The sequence below is a fragment of the Paenibacillus sp. D9 genome, from assembly GCF_001188365.1.
In the GTDB taxonomy this organism is placed as follows: domain Bacteria; phylum Bacillota; class Bacilli; order Paenibacillales; family Paenibacillaceae; genus Paenibacillus_O; species Paenibacillus_O humicus.
Genome location: NZ_JZEJ01000001.1, coordinates 1,050,376 through 1,070,524, shown reverse-complemented (window position 1 = coordinate 1,070,524; position 20,149 = coordinate 1,050,376). Strand labels below are relative to the sequence as shown.

Below are 20,149 nucleotides of genomic sequence, written 5' to 3'. Positions count from 1 at the left end.
ATGGCCCGAATCAAAACGGAGTTGCTGCAGAAAGGCTGGGAGCATGCTTACGACAAGGAGGACTGGCAGCCGCCGCTCGGCATGGCGCTGGAAGGCGTAACGGAGGAGCAGGCCGACTGGCGGCCGCCAGGCGAGGCAGGGAATACGATCCGCGAGAACGTGCACCATCTGATCTTCTACAAAGAGCGTTTTCTGAACAAGTGGTACGGAGTCGAGGCTCCTGCTCAGCCGCGGATCAGCAACACCGACACGTTCCAGCCGGCTGTCAACGGAGCGGAAGGCGAAGCTTGGGAGGCGACGAAGAAACGTCTGGCCGAAGCCCATGCGAAAATCGGATTCATCATTCAAGCCATGGATGATGCGGTGTACGACAAGGATGTTGTCAAGGACAGCCCGGCTGGACCTTGGCTTACAAGCCTGTACGTGCATGATGCTTATCACTGCGGCCAGATCATCCTTCTTCGCAAGCTGCAGGGCTCCTGGTCGCCAACTCGATCGTTCGACTGAAAGCATGCCTTGAAAAAGCCGCCAGGCTGCGCAAGTCGCAGCCTGGCGGCTTTTTTGTCATGGAAAAGGAGCGTTCACGAGCGCATCGAGCTCGGGGTCGGCAGCCAGCGCGGCAGGGGACAGCTCGAACGACTCGCAGCCGAGATAACGGCGGAAGGAGGTGAAGCCTTGCCTTACGCTGCCGCGGATTTCTTCGTTCCATTCGACTCCCGGCTCCGGCCACCATCCGAGAATGATGCGGCGATCCTTGCTTCCCTTGATCCGGCCGGGCTCGAAACGGGCGACCATGCGGTCGCCGCAAAGGACGGGCAGCACATAATAGCCGTACAGCCTCGACGCGGCGGGCTTGTACACTTCCCATACATAATGAAAGCCGTACAGCTCCTTGACCAGCCTGCGGTCCCACAGCAGATTGTCGAGGGCGGCGAGCACGCTTGTCCGCGGCGGGCGGCTGGACCAGCGCGATGCCGGAGAAGAGGAGCTCCAGCGCTCCCAGTCCTCGCTGCGGACAAAATGAGGGGCGGTCAGCCCTTCGGCTTCGACCTGCACGAGCAGCCCGTCTTCCAGCAGCTCCAGAAATCCCCGCTTGCGGTCGGCCGTGTTCATGAAATGCGTGCCGACCCATGCATCGGAAGCGCGGTAAGGCAGCAGGCCGACGCCTCCGATCCGGCGCATCAGCCTCCATTTTCGGTAGTCCTGCTCGGACGGATTCGGATCGGGCGCTTGCAGGAGCGCTTCCGGAAAATGCTTTTCGGCCAAGTCGTAGGCTTTCTGGTTGCGCTGCTTGTGATGGACGATCAGCTCGCCCCATAGATTCATGCTTTCCATAACGGCTCTCGATACCCTAGCCGGAGCCCACGCCCAGTCCATTTTCTCCTTGTGCTCCAAATCCCGTGACAGCAGCGGCCCCCGATCCCGGAAGGCCTGGCGGACGGAAGGAAGAAGCTCGCGGATCTCCTTGATATCGGCGTAACGGTCATGCGCCTGCCGGCGCTCCCGGGCGAAATAGGGCCAATCGCTGCTGCTGTAGATGCTCATGACCTTGTCCCAGCCGTCCAGCAGCCGCCTGTCGTCATATAACAGCTCCTCCAGCATCGCGGGGCTGAAGCCGGGAATTCTGGACTGAAGGACAAGCTCGGCATTGCGTCCGGCCTGGTCCAGGGGATCGAACTGGATGCAGCCTACGCGCGAGATGAACGAGAGAATGCCTTCCTTGCCCTCGAATTCCGGCGTCGGTCCAAGGCCTTGATGGTCCAACATGAAGCGGCGCGCTTCGGCTGAGGATAGTTGAACGATATTTTTCCCCATGGTTCAAGCCTCGCTTTCCTGTATCCGTTCGAGCCGGCCTCCTATCCATTCGGAAACGGGGAACGGATGTTCCTGATTGGGATTATACCGGAATGTCTTCGATACCGAAAGGCCGTTTCAGCATTATTTTTCCAGACGAAATGCGTCAGCTTCATGTCTGATTTCATCCCATCTCGGCATCTGCCGGGCCGGTTGTTTTGACAGAGTGACCAAGCGGGATTGACCGTCCTGTCTAATGCTTTTGGATCCCCTCCGGAGTACGATTAAGCAGATGGCAGCAATCAGAACATGAAGCTCACGCAGGATAAAAACGTCCACGAGGGGGTTTGAATCGGATGGAAGCGGGTTCGGCGGTTGCAGCGGAGATCGAAATGAAGGGGATCGGAATGGATTACGGCGGAGGAGGACAGTCTCCGGCCGTGCGGGACGTATGCATGACCGTCCGCAAGGGAGAATTCGCCGCGCTGCTCGGACCGTCAGGCTGCGGCAAGACGACGCTGCTGAGGATGATCGCGGATCTGCTGGAGCCTACGTCGGGAGAGGTGAGAGTATCCGGGTCGGCTCCGCGTGCAGCTCGGCTGGCCGGCAAGCTCGGCATGGTGTTCCAGACGCCGGCTTTGTTCGAATGGAGGAGCGTGCGGGCGAACGTTGAGCTGCCGCTTGAGCTGGCGGGCGTTCCGCGGACAGACCGCAGGGAACGGTCCGAGTCGCTGCTGAGGCTCGTCGGTCTGGAAGGATTCGGCCTCCGCTACCCTTGGCAGCTCAGCGGGGGGATGCAGCAGCGCGCTTCCATTGCCCGCGCTTTGGCGATGAAGCCGGATATCCTGCTCATGGATGAGCCTTTCTCGGCACTAGACGAATTCACGAGAGAGAAGCTGAACGAGGAGCTCCTATCCGTGTGGGGCCACACAGGATGCACCGTTGTTTTCGTCACGCACAGCATCGCCGAGGCCGTCTTCCTGTCGGATCGGGTGTTCGTCCTTTCCCCCCGTCCCGGGAGATTGGCGGCAGCGGTGGATATTCCGCTGCCGCGGCCTCGGGATGCGTCGACGAGGGCGCTCCCGAGCTTTCACGAGCTCGTGGACGGCATCAGGGGGCGGTTCCGCGAGGCGTCGGCGTGAAGGCGGCGGCGGCAGCCAGAATCATGCCGGCTCTTGCTTGGGCAGCCGCAGCGCTGGCTCTGTGGCAATCCGGCGCTTGGCTGCTTCAGCAGCGGGGAGTGGCGCTGGCTTCGTCCAAGCTTCCTTATCCCTATCTTGTCGCCGAAGCGCTGTTCCGCAACGCCGGGAGCTTGCTTGCGGAGGCGGCTGTGACGCTGCTCAACGCATGCGAAGGCTTTCTGCTGGGGGCGGCTGCGGGAGTGGCGCTGGCGCTGCTCATGAGCTTGTCGGCGACGATGGAGCGGATCGCCGCTCCGTATGCGGTCGCCTCCCAGATGGTGCCGATACTGGGGCTGGCGCCGATAGTGTACGCCATTTTCCGGGACGAGAATACGGCGAGAGTGCTCATTGCCGGTTATATTTCCTTTTTTCCGGTCGCGCTCCATACGCTTCGCGGGCTGCAGTCGGTACGTCAAGAAGATCGGGATCTGCTTCATGTCCTTGCATGCGGACGAGCGGCCTCTTACCGGGTGCTGCGGCTGCCTGCGGCTCTGCCGGGAATGTTCACGGGCTTGAAGGCGGCCGCCCCGCTCGCTGTGACCGGTGCGATTCTCGTGGAGCTGATGGGCGCTCAGCGCGGCATCGGAGTGCTCATGCTGCGTCATCTATACTACGGCCCGACCCATGCGGCGCTGTTCTGGTGCACCGTGCTGCTGGCGGCAACTCTTGGCATCGCGGCATACGGCATAACGGCGGCGCTCGAGAATACGCTGCTGCCCTGGAGCCGAACGTCGGGACGACGTCAAGGGAGGGGGCTGCGATGAGCATGCCTTATTCGACATCGAGCGCAAGGAGCGGGAAGGAAGCATCCGGGAAAGTCGAAGCCGAGCGGGCCTCCGGCGTTTCGGAGCATGTTGCCGTCCTCGTCACGGTAGAGGCGACGGCTGAGGGAGCTCTGAAGGGAGACGGTGAAGCCGGAGCTGCTGATGCTGCCCGCCTGCACGGAGCAGCGGATCCGACCGCCGACACAGAAGCAGGTGTCGAGCTCGGAGCGGCAGCAGGTGCCGAGGTCGGTGCCGAAGCATCGGATGCATCCGCCGCAGCCGATGATCGGAACAGAACCCGAACTTCGCCTAAGGCAGCTCCAGCGGAAAAGGGCCGATTCATGCGGCAGGGTACGGCCGCATGGGCTCTGCCGCTAGGCGCGGGCCTTGCCCTCGCTGCGATCTGGCAGGCCGGGCTCATCCATGCCGTTCTCGGCCTGGCAGCCTATCAGCTGCCGCTGCCCTCGGCGATCTTCCGGGCGGCAGCGGACAACGCCGGCCTGCTGTTCCGCTCCGCAGGCTACACGCTGCTGGAGGCGGCGGCGGGCATCGCCGCCGGCACCCTGCTCGGCTGGCTGGCGGCGGCAATGGCCGCCGCCATGCCGAGATGGGGGAGCGGCGCGCTGCTGCTGGCCGCTTCGCTTGGCGCGGTTCCGATCGTAGCGCTCGCCCCGATCATGAACCTGTGGCTCGGCGACGGCCTCGCCTCCAGAGCCGCCGTCGCCGCCGCCGCGACGCTGGCGCCGATGGCGATCGGCAGCTACCGCGGCCTGACATCGGCCGATTCCGCTTCAATGGATCTGATGCACGTTCTCGGTGCGGGGGCGGCGCCGGCTTTTTTCAAGCTCAGGCTGCCGTCATCGCTGCCGGCGATGCTGACAGCGTTCAAGATCAGCACGGCCGGCGGCCTGATTGCGGCGATGGTGAGCGAATTTTTCTACTCCTCGCGCGGACTTGGCTATCTGCTGTCCAATTCGGTGAAGATCGCCCGCATGCCTCTTGGATGGGCATGCATCGGAGCGGCGGCAGCCGCGGGGATCGGCATGTATATGCTTGTGCAAGCGGCCGAAAGGCGATTGCTCCTCTGGCATCCCGAATTTCGGAGGCGCCGGAGCTAGAAGGCGGAACATCGCGTTCCGCATCATGCGGACGGGAATGAGGAGGATGCTTATGAAGAGGCCAGCAAGCTGGAACAGCCGACTGGCGGCGGCGGGGCTCGCCGTGCTGATGGCCGGAGCGCTGACGGCCTGCGGTGGCAGCGGCAAGGAAGCTTCCGGCGAAGGCGCAGGTGCGGTCAAGCTGCAGTTGAAATGGGTGCCCCAGGCCCAGTTCGCCGGTTACTATGTAGCGCTCGAAAAAGGCTACTACAAAGACGAAGGACTAAGCGTGACGATCGTCCCGGGCGGACCGGACATTGTCCCGGAGCAGCAGGTCGCCAACGGCTCGGCCGATATCGGCGTGGATTGGGTCGCGAGCCTGCTGGCGCATCAGGAGCAGGGACTTCCGCTCGTCGAGATCGCGCAGGTGTACCAGAAAAGCGGTCTCGTGCTTGTATCCAGGAAATCGGCAGGCATTGCCGGACCGTCGGACCTGAAAGGCAAAAAAGTCGGCAACTGGATGGGCGGCAACGAATTCGAGCTTTTGGCGCTGTTCGACAAATACAAGCTGAACCCTTCCAAGGATCTGCAGTTCGCCAAGCAAGGCTTCACGATGGACCAGTTTCTGGGCGGCGAACTGGACGCGGCTTCGGCCATGACATACAACGAGTACCAGGTCGTGCTGGAGCAGGGCATTCCCGAGGCGGAGCTGTCGGTCATCGACATGAACAAGGAAGGCGTCGGGATGCTGGAGGACAATCTGTTCGCCAACAAGGACTGGCTGGCGAAGAACAAGGAGACGGCCGCCAAATTCCTGAGGGCGTCGCTAAAGGGCTGGAAGGACGCCGTCGAGGATCAAGAGGGAGCGGTCGATATTGTGATGAAATCAGCGGATGCGGCGAGCACATCGCGCGATCATCAGCTGAAGATGATGAAGGAGGTTGCGAAGCTGGTTGCTCCGGACGGCTTCGATATCGGCAAGCTCGGCATGATCGACGAGGAGGCTTTCCGGCAGACCGCGGAGATCGCGTTGAAGTTCGGCGTCATCCAGAAGGCGGCGGATGCGGGAACCGCCTATACGACGGAAATCTACGGCATGGCGGCCAAATAGACGGGAGGCTGGGGCATGGGGATAATGGATACGGTCAAAATCGGCTTGATCCAGGCAAGGCATGAAGTGGACGGCGATGAGGACGTCGCGGTCCACAAGGCCGCCGCGATCGACAAGCATATCCGGCTCATCCGCGAAGCGGCCGGGCGCGGAGCCCGGATCATCGGTCTGCAGGAAATTTTTTTCGGTCCGTATTTCTGCGCGGAGCAGGTTCCCAAATGGTACGGGGCGGCAGAGGAGGTCCCTGCCGGGCCGACCGTGCAAGTGTTCGCGAAGCTTGCACGGGAGCTTGGCATCGTGCTTGTCCTGCCCGTCTATGAGCGGGAAGGCATCGCCAGCTATTACAATACGGCGGCGGTCATCGATGCCGACGGAACGGTGCTGGGCAAATACCGCAAGCATCATATTCCCCAGGTCGGAGCGGGCGGGGGAAGCTGCGGCTTCTGGGAGAAGTATTATTTCAAGCCCGGGAATCTCGGCTATCCCGTCTTCGACACGGCCTATGGAAAAGTAGGCGTCTATATTTGCTACGACCGGCATTTTCCGGAGGGAGCGAGGATGCTCGGCCTTGGCGGGGCGGAGATTGTCTTCAATCCGTCGGCGACGGTGGCCGGCACGTCGGAGTACTTGTGGAAGCTGGAGCAGCCGGCCCATGCAGTCGCCAACGGCTACTACGTGGCCGCGATCAACCGGGTAGGGACGGAAGCTCCCTGGAACATGGGAGAGTTCTACGGCCAGTCCTATCTGGTCGACCCCCGCGGCAGGATTGTGGCGGAAGGCAGCAGGGACCGGGACGAGGCCGTCATCGGGGAGCTGGACCGCGCGGTGATCCGCGAGGCTCGGGAGGCGTGGCAGTTTTATCGCGACCGGCGGCCGGAAACATACGGCGAGCTGGCGCATCTGTGAGGAGGAAGCGGAGATGACGGAGACGTCTGCGGGGCCGCGCAAGCTGGGCAACTGGATCGGAGGCTCGTGGAAGGAGGCCGCGGTCGGGACCGGGCAGGCGGAGGTGCGGAATCCGGCAACGGGAGAGGTGCTGGCCGTCGTGCCGATGTCCGGCCGCGCCGAGGTGGAGGATGCTGCCGCCGCCGCGCTGCTGGCGTTCCGGGACTGGCGCAAGGTGCCGGTGCCGGCCAGGGCAAGGCTGCTGTTCCGCTACCGGGAGCTGCTTCATGGCTGCCGGATGGAGCTTGCTGCGATCCTTACAGCCGAGAACGGCAAATGCCTGGAGGAGGCTCTGGGCGAAGTGCAGCGCGGAATCGAATGCGTGGAATTCGCAGCTGGAGCGCCGACGCTGATGATGGGCAGCCAGCTGCCGGATATCGCGGGCGGCATCGAATCCGGCATGTACCGTTATCCGCTCGGCGTCGTCGCGGGCATAACCCCGTTCAATTTTCCGATGATGGTGCCATGCTGGATGTTTCCGCTGGCTGTCGCCTGCGGCAATGCGTTCCTATTGAAGCCGTCGGAGAAGACGCCTCTGCTCAGCTGCCGGCTTGCGGAGCTGTTCGCGGAAGCGGGCTTTCCGCCCGGCGTGCTCAATGTCGTGAACGGCTCGAAGGAGGCGGTCGACGCGCTCTTGGAGCATCCGGCTATCGCCGCGGTCAGCTTCGTCGGCTCGCAGCCTGCGGCTGCGGCCGTCCATGCCCGAGCGGCAGCGGCGGGCAAGCGCATCCAGGCGCTGGCAGGAGCGAAAAACCACTCCATCGTGCTTGCGGATGCCGATCTCAAGGCCGCCGCGAGCCAGATCGCTGCGGCTGCATTCGGCTCCGCCGGCCAGCGCTGCATGGCCTGCTCCGTCGTCGCCGTGCAGGAGTCGGCGGCAGAGGCGTTCATGCCGCTGCTCCAAGACGCCGCCGAAGCTTTGATCGTCGGCGACGGAGCGAGGCCGGGGACTCCTATCGGTCCCCTCATCGACTGCGGCAGCCGCGACCGGGCGCTGAAGCTGCTGGAGCTCGCAATCCGGGACGGAGCGGCGCTGCTCATGGACGGCCGGAGGGGGGAGTGGAACTCGGATGAAGCTGCATTTCTCGGACCGACGATCGTAGTCGAGGTCACCCCGGATATGGCGATCTGGCAGGAGGAGCTGTTCGCGCCGATCCTATGCGTGCTGACCGTGCCCGATCTGAAGGCTGGAATCGCGCTCGCGAACCGGTCGAGGTACGCGAACGGGGCTTGCCTGTTCACCGACAGCGCGGCTGCCGTACGGGAGTTCCGCGAGGAAATGGACGCCGGCATGCTGGGCGTGAATCTCGGCGTTCCGGCTCCGATGGCATTCTTTCCTTTTTCCGGAGCGAAAAGCTCCTTCTACGGCGATCTTCATGCCAACGGGCGGGACGGAGTCGAGTTCTACACCCGCAAAAAAATGGTGACGGCCCGGTATTGACCGGCGCCTGCGCCTAAAAGGAGCGAGTCTTATGATTGAAGCCGGCCGTACAGCCGCGGATCATATTGCGGCAGACCGCCGCGTCGTCTGGCACGGCATGCGTCCTTTCAAGGAAAACGATGTGCCGCTGCTGATTACGGAAGCGAATGGATCTTGGATTACCGACTGCGAGGGCAACCGGTATCTGGACGGCATGTCCGGCCTCTGGTGCGTCAATGCGGGCTATGGACGGCAGGAGCTGGCCGATGCGGCATACCGGCAGCTATCCTCCATGCCGTACTACCCGCTCACCCAAACGCATCTGCCGGCGATCCGGCTGGCGGAGAAGCTTGGCGAATGGCTTGAAGGCGATTACGTCGTGTTTTTCTCCAACAGCGGCTCGGAAGCGAACGAAGCGGCGTTCAAGATGGCGCGGCAATATCAGCAGCAGACCGGACATCCGTACCGGCACAAGTTCATTGCGCGCTATCGCGGCTATCACGGCAGCTCGCCGGGAGCTCTCTCCGCGACGGGGCAGGCCGTCCGAAAGCTCAAGTACGAGCCGCTTGCGCCGGGATTCCTGCATGTCCGCCCGCCGGACAGCTACCGAAGACCGGAGGGAATGAGCCGGGAAGCCCATCAGCTCCAATGCGCGAGGGAAATCGAGGAGACGATCGTATGGGAGGGCGCGGATACGGTCGCCGGCGTCATCCTGGAGCCGGCTATTACCGGAGGCGGCATCATCGTGCCCGACAAGGCGTACATGGAAGAGGTCAGGCGGATCTGCACGCAGCACGGCGCGCTGATGATCGTCGACGAGGTCATCTGCGGCTTCGGCCGGTCGGGCCGCAGCTTCGGCCACCACAACTTCGGCGTCTCCCCGGACATCGTCACGATGGCCAAAGGGATCACAAGCGGTTATCTGCCGCTCGCCGCGACCGCCGTAAAGCGCGAAATCTATCAGGCTTTCTGCCAAAAGGGGGAATACGATCATCTGCGCCATGTCAATACGTTCGGGGGCCATCCGGCCTCCTGCGCGGTCGCGCTTGCCAATCTGGAGCTGATGGAAAGGGAGAAGCTGAGGGAACGCTCTTCCCTGCTGGGAGCAAGGCTCCTGGAGGAGCTCGGAGCGGCGCTGGCCGGACATCCTCTGGCGGGGGATGTCCGGGGCTTCGGGTTCATGGCGGGAATCGAGCTGGTGGAAGACAGGCAGAGCCGCAAGCCGGCCGCTCCCGATGTCGTGCAGGGAATCATAGACAGCTGCCGGCGCCGGGGGCTGATCATCGGGAAGAACGGAGATACCGTCGCCGGCTACAACAACGTGCTTACGCTCGCGCCGCCGCTGTCGAGCACAGACGAGGACTTGGATTTCCTGCTGGCGGCGCTTCTCGAAGCGCTGGAGGAAGCCTCTCCGGCGTGACGGGCGTCCGGCGTCTGGGGCTCAGGCTCCCGCAGCGAGCCGGGATGCAGCAGCATGTAGGCGCGCAGCGCGACCTGCACGGCCAGTCTCCGTTCCGGCATGTGCCAGAAGGATCCAAGCAGCTCGCCGATGCGCTCCAGCCGGTAATAGAGCGACTGGCGCACGATGTACAATCTGCGGGCGGCCTCCTGCTTGTTGCCCTCCGCGTCGAGATACACCTTCAGCGTCAGCAGCAGCTCGCTTCCCTTGAGACGGTCGGCCAAAAGGAGCGGCCCGAGATGCCTGTCGACGAAGTCTTCCAGCCTGCTGCCGTCATTGAGGGCAGGCAGCAGCTGCAGCACTCCGAGCTCCTCGTAGAACAGGCAAGGAGACTTGCTGCGGCCGGCAGCGCCGGCGAGATCGAGAGCGAGCTGCGCCTGCCGGCGGCTTTCGGCAGCTCCTTGGCGGCCGGCCAGGGCTTCGCCTGCCCCCGCAGCCCGCGGCTGCCATTCGGCCAGCCGCAGCAGCGCGTTTTCGAGAAGGCGGCGGCATGTCTCGGCAGCCGAGGCATCGGCGATGACGAGGGTGATGCGCGCGCCGTCGCCGTCCGCAAGACAAGGCGAGCCGGTCCGTTCCAGCTCGCGCTTCAGCAGATAAGCGGCCTCGGTGATGCAGCCGGCAGCTCCGGGGAGGAGAGCGGCCGTATCGTGGCGGCGGCCGGTACCCGCTCCGAGCTCGAGCAGCACCGTGCGGCACGGCAGCCTCTCGAAAGGCTGCAGCAGCGGATCGCTCCGCCAAGCCTCGTTACCGGGTCCGTACTCTTTGGCTTGCAGCAGCCAGCCGATTCTCTCCTTGTCCGGACGCTCCCGGGCATGCGGCAGCTGCCTGCGGCTGCCGCTCTGAAGCCCTAGGATGAGGCGGTGAAGATCATGAGTGATATCGACGTAGCGCACTTTGCCGGAAAAAACGATGAGCGGGAAGCCGGCTTCTTCAGCTTGCACAATCCATTCCTCGGGAAGGCATGCCATATAGGGGCCAAGCTCGATGCACAGGCACGCGGCTCCGCGGCGGATAAGCGTAGCCAGGAAGCGGCGGCGTTCGGCCGCTTCTCCCCGAAATCCGACCCCGGTCGTCAGAATCATTTCTCCGCCGTGCAGAAGCTCATCGGCTTCGGATATTTCCAGAATGTGGACCCAGCGGATCTCCCGATCCAGGCCGCTGGAGCCGGCTGCCACCAAGGCTTGGGCAAAGTGGGGACTGAGAAGCGTATCGCGGACGGTAAGAGGGCGTTGGACCGGCATAAGCATCCTCCTTATTGCTGGTTCGATTATAAGCTTCCGATTTCTGTAGCTGTCTCTGTAGGGGAAACGGACATGCAGGAACGGATGATCGAAAGAGGAAAGGAGAAGAAGTAAGATTATCTTACATCAAAAGAGGGGAATGGAAAATAAATATTCAAAAAATTCGGAAAATTGAGTATGATACGTTATGTAACCTTACATTACGCTTCGAGGGAGGAAGCCCAATGAAGGAAGCCGGAGCAGCCGTATCGATTGAACGACTGCGTTCGAGAATTGCCAGTCTGGGGCGGATCGGAGCGATAGGCGCCACCTCGGCCAGCCGGCCGGCCATGAGCGCTCTTGATGCGCAGGCGCGGGAAACCGTACGGAGCTGGATGGAGGAGGCGGGGATGAAAGCTCGGGTCGACGCCTTCGGAAACTTGATCGGGAGGATGGAAGGCAAGGAAGACGGCCCTGTCCTCATGCTGGGATCGCATATCGATACGCAGCCGAATGCGGGTCTTTATGACGGCGTCGCAGGGGTGGTCGGCGCGATCGAAGCGGTGCAGCTCCTGCGCGATTCGGGAGAGCCGCCTCAAGGCCCCGTCGAGGTGGCCGTCTTTTCCGACGAGGAAGGCTGCAGGTTCGACAAGGGCTTGTTCGGATCGAGAGGACTTGCCGGCAGGCTGGAGGAGGGGGAACTTGACCGAACGGACGCTCAAGGCGTCACGAGGCGCGAGGCGCTGCTGACATTCGGCGGGGACCCAGGCCGCTTCGCGGAAGATGCCTGCTCTCCGGGCGCCGTCAAGGCCTATCTGGAGCTGCACATCGAGCAGGGACCCGTGCTGGAGTCCCTGAACGCATCATGCGGACTCGTCACCGGCATCTCAGGTCCGCTCTGGTGGACCGTCGAGCTGCGGGGATTCGCCGGCCACGCAGGCTCCGTGCCGATGGCGATGCGCCGGGACGCGCTGGCGGGAGCGGCGGCGGTCATTGCCGGGCTGCAGGAGCTTCTTCGCGGCGAGGAGGGCTCGCCGGCCGTGGGCACGGTCGGGTCGCTACATGTCTATCCGAATTCCCGCAACGTCATTCCGGAGAGGGTCCGGTTCACGGTCGACCTGAGGGATATGGACATGTCGAGGCGCGGCAGGCTGGAGCGTCGGCTCCGCCTTCTCATCGCGGACAAGGCGGCCGACAACGGCTTGGAATGGGACCTTGTCGTCGATACGGACAGCGAGCCCCGCTATTGCGATCCGGACTTGATGGCTGCCGTCAGGGAAGCGGCGGCCGAAGCGGGCCTGCCGCTGCCGGAGCTGATGAGCGGTCCGTTCCACGATGCGCTTGCGATGTCGCATGTGTGCCCGTACGCCATGATCTTCATCCGCTCGCGCGATGGAATCAGCCATAATCCGCTTGAATATTCGAGCCCGGAGGATATCGCGGCAGGCACGGAGCTGCTGGCCCGGACGCTCATGCGCCTGGCGGCCCGGCCGCCGTACGGGGAAGGAGGACGGCGCGATGGGAATCGACAAGCTGAGAAGCTTTGAGGAGGCGGGCGGCCCATTCGCCGAGCTGACGCTGCCGCTAAGCCGCGCCGCCGCTATGGAAGAATCCAACCGCTGCCTGTACTGCTATGATGCGCCCTGCATCCGGGCCTGTCCGACCGGCATCGACGTGCCTGCCTTCATCAAGCGCATCGCAACGGGCAATACGGCCGGTGCCGCTTATACAATCCTGGACGCCAATCCCTTGGGAGCGAGCTGCGCGCGCGTCTGTCCGACGGAGCTGCTCTGCGAAGGGGCCTGCGTGCTCGGCGGCCCGTCTACGCCGATCATGATCGGCAGGCTGCAGCGCTATGCTACGGACGATGCCGCCGCGAGCGGACGCCAGCTGTTCCAGGCCGGCGAGCCGAATGGACGCAGCGTCGCTGTCGTCGGCAGCGGCCCGGCGGGACTGTCGGCCGCCCGCGAGCTCGCGAGAGGCGGCTTCAAGGTTGTCGTCTATGAAGCCAAGGCCGAGGCGGGAGGGCTCGGGCATTCCGGAATCGTCTCCTTCCGCCTCCCGCCTCATGTGCCCCGCTGGGAAATTTCCCAGATCGAGGGGCTTGGCGTCGAGATCCGCACCGGCGTCCGCATCGGCGGCTCGGTGAGCGCGCAAGAGCTGCTGGGCGGGTACGACGCGGTTCTGCTTGCGGCAGGCATGGGATATGTGCCTCCGCTCGGACTGCCGGGAGAGGAGCTGGATGGCGTCTACGACGCGATCCGCCTCATCGAGACGACGAAATCGGGCCGCATCCCCTCGAGGCTGGAAGGAGCGCGGGTCGCCGTCATCGGAGCCGGCAATACGGCCGTCGATGCGGCGACGAGCGCGCTGAGGCTCGGCGCGGCTTCCGTCCGCATCGTCTATCGGCGGACGCAAGCGGAGATGACGGCTTATCCGTTCGAATACGAGTTCGCCAAGCGGGAGGGAGTGGAATTCCGCTGGCTCACCCTACCGGTCGGCATTGCCGGCGACGGTTCGGGAGGAGTCGCCGGACTGGATTGCGTGCGGCTGGAGCTGACCGGGGAGCGGGGACGGGACGGCCGGAAAATTCCGGTTCCGCTTCCTTCCTCGGAGTTCCGCATGGCAGCGGATGCGGTCATTTTGGCTACGGGACAGCAAAGGCTGATCTCTCTTTCGGAGCAGTTCGGCCTTCGCCATGAACGCGGAATTCCGGAGGTCGACCCCCTCACCGGGAGAACTTCTCATCCGCGGGTCTATGCGGCAGGGGATATGATCCACGGCTCCGGAGCCGGGGAAGCGACCGTCGTCTCGGCGGCGGAGCAGGGCAAGCGGGCCGCCGCGGCGATCGCCTCCGCTCTGGCGGGGGGGACGGAAGCTGCGGCCGGATGACAGCAGCGCCGTCAGAAGACTGCGAGGCTGCCAGAAGACAGCGAGGCTGCCAGAAGACAGCAAGGCCGGCAGATGACTAGGGACCGTCCCAGGTCCACCGACAGGAGGCGAAGGCATGGCCGATTTATCGATTTCCATGGCGGGAATCACATCGCCGAACCCGTTTTGGCTGGCGTCCGCTCCGCCTACCAATACAGGGTATCAGGTGCAGAGAGCGTTTGAAGCCGGCTGGGGAGGAGCGGTCTGGAAAACGCTCGGCGAGCCGATCATCAATACGTCCTCCCGCTTCGCGGCCGTCCACTACGGCGGGGGGGGCGTGGCCGGCTTCAACAATATCGAGTTGATTTCCGACAGGCCGCTGGAAGTGAATCTGCGGGAAATCAGGGAAACGAAAAGGCTTTATCCGAAGCACGCTGTGGTCGCCTCGCTGATGGTCGAGCCGAAGCGGGAGAAGTGGCATGAGATCGTGAAGCGCGTCGAGGATGCGGGAGTGGATGGACTGGAGCTCAACTTCGGCTGTCCGCACGGAATGGCGGAGCGCGGCATGGGCGCGGCATCGGGGCAGCAGCCGGATCTCGTCGAGATGCAGACGCTGTGGGCCAAGGAAGCCGCCTCGACGCCGGTGATCGTGAAGCTGACCCCTAACATTACGGACGTCAGGATAACGGCCCGCCATGCGGTACTTGGCGGCGCGGACGCGGTCAGCCTGATCAACACGATCAACAGCTTGGCCGGAGTCGACCTCGATACGTGGAACACCGTTCCCCATGTCGGCGGCCTGGGAGCGCATGGAGGCTACTGCGGTCCGGCCGTGAAGCCGATCGCCTTGAACATGGTGGCGGAATGCGCCCGGGATTCCGAGATAGGCGTGCCGATCTCCGGCATCGGGGGGATCTCCTCCTGGCAGGATGCGGTCGAGTTCATGCTGATGGGCGCTTCGGGCGTGCAGGTATGCACGGCGGCGATGCACCACGGCTTTCGGATCGTCGGGGACATGATCGACGGCCTGAACCGGTATCTGGACGACAAGGGGCTGGCAGCGGCGAGCGAGCTGACCGGCCGCAGCGTCGGCCGCTACGGAGACTGGGGCGATCTGGATCTCAACTACAGAGTCGTCGCGCGGATCGATACGGCGGCCTGCATCAACTGCAACAAATGCCATATCGCCTGCGAGGACGCTTCGCATCAATGCATCGACATGCTGACAGGAAGCGGCGGCAAGCCGTTCCTGCAGGTGAGGGAAGAGGATTGCGTCGGCTGCAACCTCTGCTCGATCGTCTGCCCGGCCGACGGCGCGATCGAGATGGTGGAGCTGCCGGGAGCCGCGCCCCTTACGTGGAATGAACGCCAGCGGGCGCTGGAGAAGCTGAATGCCGATTCGGCCGAGATGGAGGCGGTATGACGATGAGCTCAACGAAAGTGATTGTCGGCGGGACGATTGTGACGGCAAGCGATATGTACCAAGCCGATATTCGGATCGAGAACGGCATCGTGGCGGCGATCGGCAGCCGCCTCGATGCTGCCGGAGCCGAAATCATCGATGCGGCAGGCTTGTATGTATTTCCGGGTGGAATCGATCCCCACACCCATCTGGACATGCCGTTCGGCGGCACCGTCACCGCGGACGACTTCGAGAGCGGCACGATTGCGGCCGCATTCGGAGGCACGACGACGGTGCTCGATTTTTGCCTGACCAAACGGGGCGAACCGCTGTCCGAGGCGGTGCGGACCTGGCATGCCAAAGCGGCCGGCAAAGCGGCCGTCGATTACGGATTCCATCTCATGGTGGCGGATGCCGGAGAGCAGGCGCTGAGGGAGCTGCCGGAAATTATCGGGAGGGAAGGCATTACCTCTCTCAAGGTGTTCATGGCCTACAAGGACGTCTTTCAGGTGGATGACGGAACGATGTTCCGGACGCTGCAGCTTGCCAGGGAGGAAGGAGCGCTCGTCATGGTCCATGCCGAGAACGGGGACGTCATCGACTTTCTCGTCGAGCAGGCGTTGGCGCGGGGCGACACCGATCCGATCCATCATGCCCTTACCCGTCCTCCCGAGCTGGAAGGAGAGGCGACCGGGCGGGCCGCGGAGCTGGCGGGGCTGGCGGGAGCTCCCCTCTATGTCGTCCACGTCACCTGCGCGCAGGCGGTTCAGCGCATCGGGGAGGCCAGGGCGAGGGGACTGGCGGTATACGGCGAGACCTGCCCCCAGTATTTGACTCTGGACATCTCCAGCCTGGAAAAGCCGGATTTCGAAGGAGCCAAATACGTCTGGTCTCCGCCGCTGCGGGAACGGGAGCATCAGCAGGTTTTGTGGGACGCCTTGTCCAGCGGAACGCTGCAGACGGTCGGGTCGGATCAATGCTCCTTTCATTTCAAAGGACAAAAGGAGCTTGGACGCGGCGATTTCTCCAAAATACCGAACGGCGGCCCTACGATCGAGGACCGGTTCACTCTTCTCTATTCCGAGGGCGTGGAGAAGGGGAGAATCACGATCCATCAGTTCGTCGACCTCGTATCGACGGCAAGCGCCAAGCTGTTCGGGCTGTTTCCGCGCAAAGGCACGATAGCGGTAGGGAGCGATGCCGATCTCGTCCTGTTCGACCCGTCCGCCAAACGGATTTTATCGGCGGATTCCCATCATCTTAAAGTCGATTACAGCGCCTTTGAAGGGATGGAGGCGACCGGGAAGCCGGTATCGGTGCTTCTGCGCGGACAGTTCGTCGTTCGCGACGGCGAGTTCGTCGGTCAAGCCGGCTGCGGAAGGTACGTGCCGAGAGCCAGATTCGGTGCAAGGACGCCGATATCCGTACCGGAAGCTTCTGCGGGGGGGAGGGGGGGATGAGCGCCTGCGAATCCGCATGGGAAGAGAAGCGGCTGCTGGACCGGCTGCTGGAGGAAGAGCGGAGCATCCTGGACGTACGAGAGGATTTGGACGGAACTGTCGTCCGCTTCTCCGCTCCGGTCGCCGGTTCCGGCCGGCATGCTTCTGCCCCTTGCCTCATCCGGCTGCAATCGGCCGATGCCCGCAAATACGTCGCCAATCTGGTCATCCTTCAGATTCATGCGGCGGAGTTATAGGCGGCTGGGGCGATCGAATCGATAGGAGAAATGTGCAGGCTGCCGCAGCTTGCAAGCTGCATCGGCCAGACCGGGGCCTGCAATCCGAAATTCGAAATGAGAGAAGATGGAAAAACCGAGAAGCCTGCCGAATAATCGGCAGGCTTTTTATGGCATTCTAGGGATAGGAAACCGGTTGAACAAATGCTTATCTACCGTTTTACAATTGTTCAGAGCGGTGATATGATGAAGGCAGCATGCATAATTAGGGGATGATGAGCACATGGAGCATAAGCAATTGGCAGGCATGATCGACCACACGCTGCTTCGCGCGGATGCGGTCAAGGAAGAGATCCTCAAGCTGACGGAGGAGGCGAAGCAATACGGCTTCGCTTCGGTCTGCGTGAACCCGGCATGGGTAGAGCTTGCGGCGGCGCAGCTTGGCGGAACGGACGTGAAGGTATGCACGGTGATCGGCTTCCCGCTCGGGGCGTCGACAAAAGAGGCGAAGGCTTTTGAAACGACGGACGCAATCGCCAACGGCGCCGGAGAAATCGACATGGTCGTCAATGTCGGCGCTCTCAAAGGCGGAGACGACGCGCTTGTCGAGGCCGACATCCGCGCTGTCGTCGAGGCGGCTGCGGGCAAAGCTGTTGTCAAGGTCATTATCGAGACCTGCCTGCTGACGGATGAGGAGAAAGTCCGCGCCTGCGAGGCTGCCGTGCGCGCCGGAGCCGACTTCGTGAAGACGTCTACAGGCTTCTCTACGGGCGGCGCCACTCCGGAGGACGTGGCGCTGATGCGCCGCACGGTCGGTCCGGACCTGGGCGTCAAGGCATCGGGCGGCGTCCGCAGCCTCGAGGACATGCAGCGGATGGTGTCCGCAGGCGCGACCCGAATCGGAGCAAGCTCCGGCGTCAAGATCATGCAGGGCGGCCAATCCACCGCTGCTTACTGAGGAGCTCGATCCGAAGCAAGGCTTCCATGAAGCCGGAAGAACCGGAAGGTTTTTCCGGCTTTTGATTTTGCGCGCGCAGCGGCTTCGCGCCGGCATTTGCCGCGAAGCCTGCCTCGGGCTATGATGGAAGAAGCGGCTCCCGAGACGCGGCGTCTGCCGGCCATTCTACCGGCCCAACAGCATCCGGTTCGATCGTCCGCTTACTTATGGAATTCAGAAAGGAAGGGCCCAAATGCAGCCATTCAAACGCATTCATGTCATCGTCATGGACTCCGTCGGCATCGGAGAAGCTCCGGATTCAGCCGATTTCGGAGATCATGGCGTCAACACTTTGGGACATATAGCCGATCATATGGGCGGGCTCTCGATGCCCAACATGGAGAAGCTGGGGTTGTCCAACATCGCTCCGATTCTCGGAGTCGAGCCGGCGACGGCTCCGCAGGCCTATTACGGCCTCATGCAGGAAGCCTCCAGCGGCAAGGACACGATGACGGGCCACTGGGAGATGATGGGGCTGCGCATCGATACGCCTTTCCGCGTATTCGAGCATGGATTCCCGCAGGAGCTGATCCAGCGGATCGAGGAGCATACCGGCCGCAAGGTCATCGGCAACAAGCCGGCCAGCGGAACGGAAATCATCGACGAGCTGGGCGAGGAGCATATGCGCACCGGAGCGTTGATCGTGTATACATCGGCTGACTCGGTGCTGCAGATCGCTGCGCACGAGGAGATCGTGCCGCTGAAGGAGCTGTACGACATCTGCGAATTCTGCCGCGAAATCACGCTCGAGGACCCATATATGCTCGGACGGATCATCGCCCGCCCGTTCATCGGCGAGCCGGGGACGTTCAAGAGAACGGCCGGACGGCATGATTATGCCCTCAAGCCGTTCCAGCCGACCGTCATGAATACTCTCCAGGAGGCCGGGCTTGACGTTGTCGCAATCGGCAAGATTTCCGATATATTCGACGGCGAAGGCGTAACCCGCTCTATCCGCACCGCGAGCAATATGGAAGGCATGGACAGGCTGGCCGAAGTATGCGGCGAGGATTTCACCGGCATGAGCTTCCTCAACCTGGTCGATTTCGATGCCCTGTACGGGCACAGGCGCGACCCGCAGGGGTATGGAGAGGCTCTGCAGGAGTACGATGCGCGCCTGCCTGAAGTGATCGGGAAGCTTGGCGAGGACGATCTGCTTGTCATTACGGCGGATCACGGGAATGATCCGACCTATATCGGCACCGACCATACGCGCGAATACGTGCCGCTGCTGGTCTATTCCCCGCGTTTCCAAGGCCGCGTCAGCGCTCTGCCGCTCAGGACGACTTTTGCTGACGTAGGGGCTACGATCGCCGACAACTTCAAGGTGAAGGCTCCCGAGCACGGCCATAGCTTCCTGGGGGAGCTGCAGTAGCTCTCCCGCTTCCGTTTTTCAGACCGACAATGCAAAGGAGAAATGAGCATGAGCGTACATATCGGAGCCAAGGAAGGCCAGATCGCGGAGACGGTGCTTCTGCCCGGAGACCCGCTGAGAGCCAAATATATCGCTGAAACGTATTTGTCCGAGGTGGAGCTTTACAATGAAGTCCGCGGAATGCTGGGCTATACGGGCATGTACAAAGGACAGCGCGTCTCCGTGCAGGGCTCGGGCATGGGGCTGCCGTCCATCAGCATCTACGCCCAGGAGCTGATCCGCAGCTACGGCGTCAAGAACCTGATCCGGGTCGGCACCTGCGGAGCGATGCAGCAGCATGTCCGGGTGAGGGACGTCATTCTCGCTCAAGCGTCATGCACCGACTCCAGCATGAACCGCCATCAATTCCTCGGCTACGACTATGCCCCGATAGCTGACTTCCAGTTGCTCAGAAAAGCGTACGAGCTGGCATCGGCAGCCGGCATGAATGTCCATGTCGGCAACATCTTCAGCACCGATGTGTTCTACAAGGAAGACACCTCCGCGGTCCAGCGCCTGATGGATCATGGCGTGCTCGGAGTGGAGATGGAGACGACGGCGCTGTACACGATCGCCGCCCGCCACGGCGTCAAGGCGCTGACCGTGCTTACCGTCAGCGACCATCTGCTTACCGGAGAGGAAACGACGGCAGAAGAGCGCCAATCGACTTTCAACGACATGATGGCGGCCGCTCTCGATACCGCCGTGTCGATCAATCCGAAGTAGCTGCCGGGCCGCATCATTGATGCCGTTAAATTTCGACAGAAGCTTCCGGATTCCGGCAAATCGATTAACGTCA

General features: G+C 62.8%; 18 protein-coding genes. 16 read left to right on the top strand and 2 right to left on the bottom strand.

Annotated elements, in window-relative coordinates; translation table 11 throughout:
- The gene (locus VE23_RS04975) at positions 1-507 is read left to right on the top strand and encodes a DinB family protein (RefSeq protein WP_049867476.1); all 507 of its coding nucleotides are present in this window, start codon (positions 1-3) and stop codon (positions 505-507) included.
- A 57-nt stretch (positions 508-564) separates the two neighbouring features.
- Here VE23_RS04975 and VE23_RS04970 read toward each other — a convergent pair whose 3' ends face one another.
- On the bottom strand, positions 565-1,815 hold the full coding sequence (locus VE23_RS04970) for a DNA glycosylase AlkZ-like family protein (protein WP_049867475.1): 1,251 nt from the start codon (positions 1,813-1,815) through the stop codon (positions 565-567).
- A 335-nt stretch (positions 1,816-2,150) separates the two neighbouring features.
- On the opposite strand from VE23_RS04970, the gene VE23_RS04965 reads away from it, so the two are divergent.
- The 7 genes from VE23_RS04965 to VE23_RS04935 are packed head-to-tail and all read left to right on the top strand — an operon-like array spanning position 2,151 to position 9,732.
- A complete protein-coding gene (locus VE23_RS04965; protein WP_049867474.1) occupies positions 2,151-2,936 on the top strand; it encodes an ABC transporter ATP-binding protein in 786 nt (261 codons plus the stop codon).
- Positions 2,933-3,739 (top strand): ABC transporter permease, encoded by an 807-nt coding sequence (locus tag VE23_RS04960; RefSeq protein WP_232316811.1) that lies wholly within the window; start codon positions 2,933-2,935, stop codon positions 3,737-3,739. The genes VE23_RS04965 and VE23_RS04960 overlap by 4 nt, the downstream gene beginning before the upstream one ends.
- Positions 3,736-4,857, top strand: coding sequence for an ABC transporter permease (locus VE23_RS04955; RefSeq protein ID WP_157053908.1), 1,122 nt, complete (start codon positions 3,736-3,738; stop codon positions 4,855-4,857). The genes VE23_RS04960 and VE23_RS04955 overlap by 4 nt, the downstream gene beginning before the upstream one ends.
- A 52-nt stretch (positions 4,858-4,909) precedes the next feature.
- On the top strand, positions 4,910-5,947 hold the full coding sequence (locus VE23_RS04950) for an ABC transporter substrate-binding protein (protein WP_049867473.1): 1,038 nt from the start codon (positions 4,910-4,912) through the stop codon (positions 5,945-5,947).
- Between the two features lie 24 nt (positions 5,948-5,971).
- Positions 5,972-6,853, top strand: coding sequence for a nitrilase-related carbon-nitrogen hydrolase (locus VE23_RS04945; RefSeq protein WP_198156219.1), 882 nt, complete (start codon positions 5,972-5,974; stop codon positions 6,851-6,853).
- Positions 6,854-6,866: 13 nt separating this feature from the next.
- Entirely contained in the window at positions 6,867-8,333 is a 1,467-nt protein-coding gene (mmsA, locus tag VE23_RS04940; protein WP_049867472.1) for a CoA-acylating methylmalonate-semialdehyde dehydrogenase, read from the top strand.
- 31 nt (positions 8,334-8,364) lie between these two features.
- On the top strand, positions 8,365-9,732 hold the full coding sequence (locus VE23_RS04935) for an aspartate aminotransferase family protein (RefSeq protein WP_049867471.1): 1,368 nt from the start codon (positions 8,365-8,367) through the stop codon (positions 9,730-9,732).
- Here VE23_RS04935 and VE23_RS04930 read toward each other — a convergent pair.
- Positions 9,624-11,012 (bottom strand): PucR family transcriptional regulator, encoded by a 1,389-nt coding sequence (locus VE23_RS04930; protein WP_049867470.1) that lies wholly within the window; start codon positions 11,010-11,012, stop codon positions 9,624-9,626. The genes VE23_RS04935 and VE23_RS04930 overlap by 109 nt on opposite strands.
- Positions 11,013-11,236: 224 nt before the next feature.
- On the opposite strand from VE23_RS04930, the gene VE23_RS04925 reads away from it, so the two are divergent.
- The 8 genes from VE23_RS04925 to deoD all read left to right on the top strand — a co-directional run bounded on the left by VE23_RS04925 (position 11,237) and on the right by deoD (position 20,076).
- Positions 11,237-12,538 (top strand): Zn-dependent hydrolase, encoded by a 1,302-nt coding sequence (locus VE23_RS04925; RefSeq protein ID WP_049867469.1) that lies wholly within the window; start codon positions 11,237-11,239, stop codon positions 12,536-12,538.
- Positions 12,510-13,883, top strand: a complete 1,374-nt coding sequence (locus VE23_RS04920) for an NAD(P)-dependent oxidoreductase (protein WP_049867468.1) — start codon at positions 12,510-12,512, stop codon at positions 13,881-13,883. The genes VE23_RS04925 and VE23_RS04920 overlap by 29 nt, the downstream gene beginning before the upstream one ends.
- 115 nt (positions 13,884-13,998) lie before the next feature.
- Positions 13,999-15,285, top strand: a complete 1,287-nt coding sequence (preA, locus tag VE23_RS04915; RefSeq protein WP_049867467.1) for an NAD-dependent dihydropyrimidine dehydrogenase subunit PreA — start codon at positions 13,999-14,001, stop codon at positions 15,283-15,285.
- A gap of 2 nt (positions 15,286-15,287) precedes the next feature.
- The gene (gene hydA, locus VE23_RS04910) at positions 15,288-16,724 is read left to right on the top strand and encodes a dihydropyrimidinase (RefSeq protein ID WP_049867466.1); all 1,437 of its coding nucleotides are present in this window, start codon (positions 15,288-15,290) and stop codon (positions 16,722-16,724) included.
- The gene (locus tag VE23_RS04905; protein ID WP_021880781.1) at positions 16,721-16,960 is read left to right on the top strand and encodes a hypothetical protein; all 240 of its coding nucleotides are present in this window, start codon (positions 16,721-16,723) and stop codon (positions 16,958-16,960) included. The genes hydA and VE23_RS04905 overlap by 4 nt, the downstream gene beginning before the upstream one ends.
- A 262-nt stretch (positions 16,961-17,222) precedes the next feature.
- Complete coding sequence (gene deoC / locus VE23_RS04900; RefSeq protein WP_021880780.1) at positions 17,223-17,897, top strand: deoxyribose-phosphate aldolase; 675 nt, start codon at positions 17,223-17,225, stop codon at positions 17,895-17,897.
- A 232-nt stretch (positions 17,898-18,129) separates the two neighbouring features.
- Positions 18,130-19,311: a phosphopentomutase gene (gene deoB / locus VE23_RS04895; protein WP_048744112.1), complete on the top strand. Its 1,182-nt coding sequence runs from the start codon at positions 18,130-18,132 to the stop codon at positions 19,309-19,311.
- A 48-nt stretch (positions 19,312-19,359) separates the two neighbouring features.
- Positions 19,360-20,076: a purine-nucleoside phosphorylase gene (deoD, locus tag VE23_RS04890; RefSeq protein ID WP_049867465.1), complete on the top strand. Its 717-nt coding sequence runs from the start codon at positions 19,360-19,362 to the stop codon at positions 20,074-20,076.
- Positions 20,077-20,149: the final 73 nt, after the last annotated feature.

Bases quoted from the DNA above. Each gene is read 5' to 3' on its own strand.
- VE23_RS04975 (WP_049867476.1), top strand. From the start codon at position 1: ATGGCCCGAATCAAAACGGAGTTGCTGCAGAAAGGCTGGGAGCATGCT.
- VE23_RS04970 (WP_049867475.1), bottom strand. From the start codon at position 1,815: ATGGGGAAAAATATCGTTCAACTATCCTCAGCCGAAGCGCGCCGCTTC.
- VE23_RS04965 (WP_049867474.1), top strand. From the start codon at position 2,151: ATGGAAGCGGGTTCGGCGGTTGCAGCGGAGATCGAAATGAAGGGGATC.
- VE23_RS04955 (WP_157053908.1), top strand. From the start codon at position 3,736: ATGAGCATGCCTTATTCGACATCGAGCGCAAGGAGCGGGAAGGAAGCA.
- VE23_RS04950 (WP_049867473.1), top strand. From the start codon at position 4,910: ATGAAGAGGCCAGCAAGCTGGAACAGCCGACTGGCGGCGGCGGGGCTC.
- VE23_RS04945 (WP_198156219.1), top strand. From the start codon at position 5,972: ATGGATACGGTCAAAATCGGCTTGATCCAGGCAAGGCATGAAGTGGAC.
- mmsA (WP_049867472.1), top strand. From the start codon at position 6,867: ATGACGGAGACGTCTGCGGGGCCGCGCAAGCTGGGCAACTGGATCGGA.
- VE23_RS04935 (WP_049867471.1), top strand. From the start codon at position 8,365: ATGATTGAAGCCGGCCGTACAGCCGCGGATCATATTGCGGCAGACCGC.
- VE23_RS04930 (WP_049867470.1), bottom strand. From the start codon at position 11,012: ATGCCGGTCCAACGCCCTCTTACCGTCCGCGATACGCTTCTCAGTCCC.
- VE23_RS04925 (WP_049867469.1), top strand. From the start codon at position 11,237: ATGAAGGAAGCCGGAGCAGCCGTATCGATTGAACGACTGCGTTCGAGA.
- VE23_RS04920 (WP_049867468.1), top strand. From the start codon at position 12,510: ATGGGAATCGACAAGCTGAGAAGCTTTGAGGAGGCGGGCGGCCCATTC.
- preA (WP_049867467.1), top strand. From the start codon at position 13,999: ATGGCCGATTTATCGATTTCCATGGCGGGAATCACATCGCCGAACCCG.
- hydA (WP_049867466.1), top strand. From the start codon at position 15,288: ATGAGCTCAACGAAAGTGATTGTCGGCGGGACGATTGTGACGGCAAGC.
- VE23_RS04905 (WP_021880781.1), top strand. From the start codon at position 16,721: ATGAGCGCCTGCGAATCCGCATGGGAAGAGAAGCGGCTGCTGGACCGG.
- deoC (WP_021880780.1), top strand. From the start codon at position 17,223: ATGGAGCATAAGCAATTGGCAGGCATGATCGACCACACGCTGCTTCGC.
- deoB (WP_048744112.1), top strand. From the start codon at position 18,130: ATGCAGCCATTCAAACGCATTCATGTCATCGTCATGGACTCCGTCGGC.
- deoD (WP_049867465.1), top strand. From the start codon at position 19,360: ATGAGCGTACATATCGGAGCCAAGGAAGGCCAGATCGCGGAGACGGTG.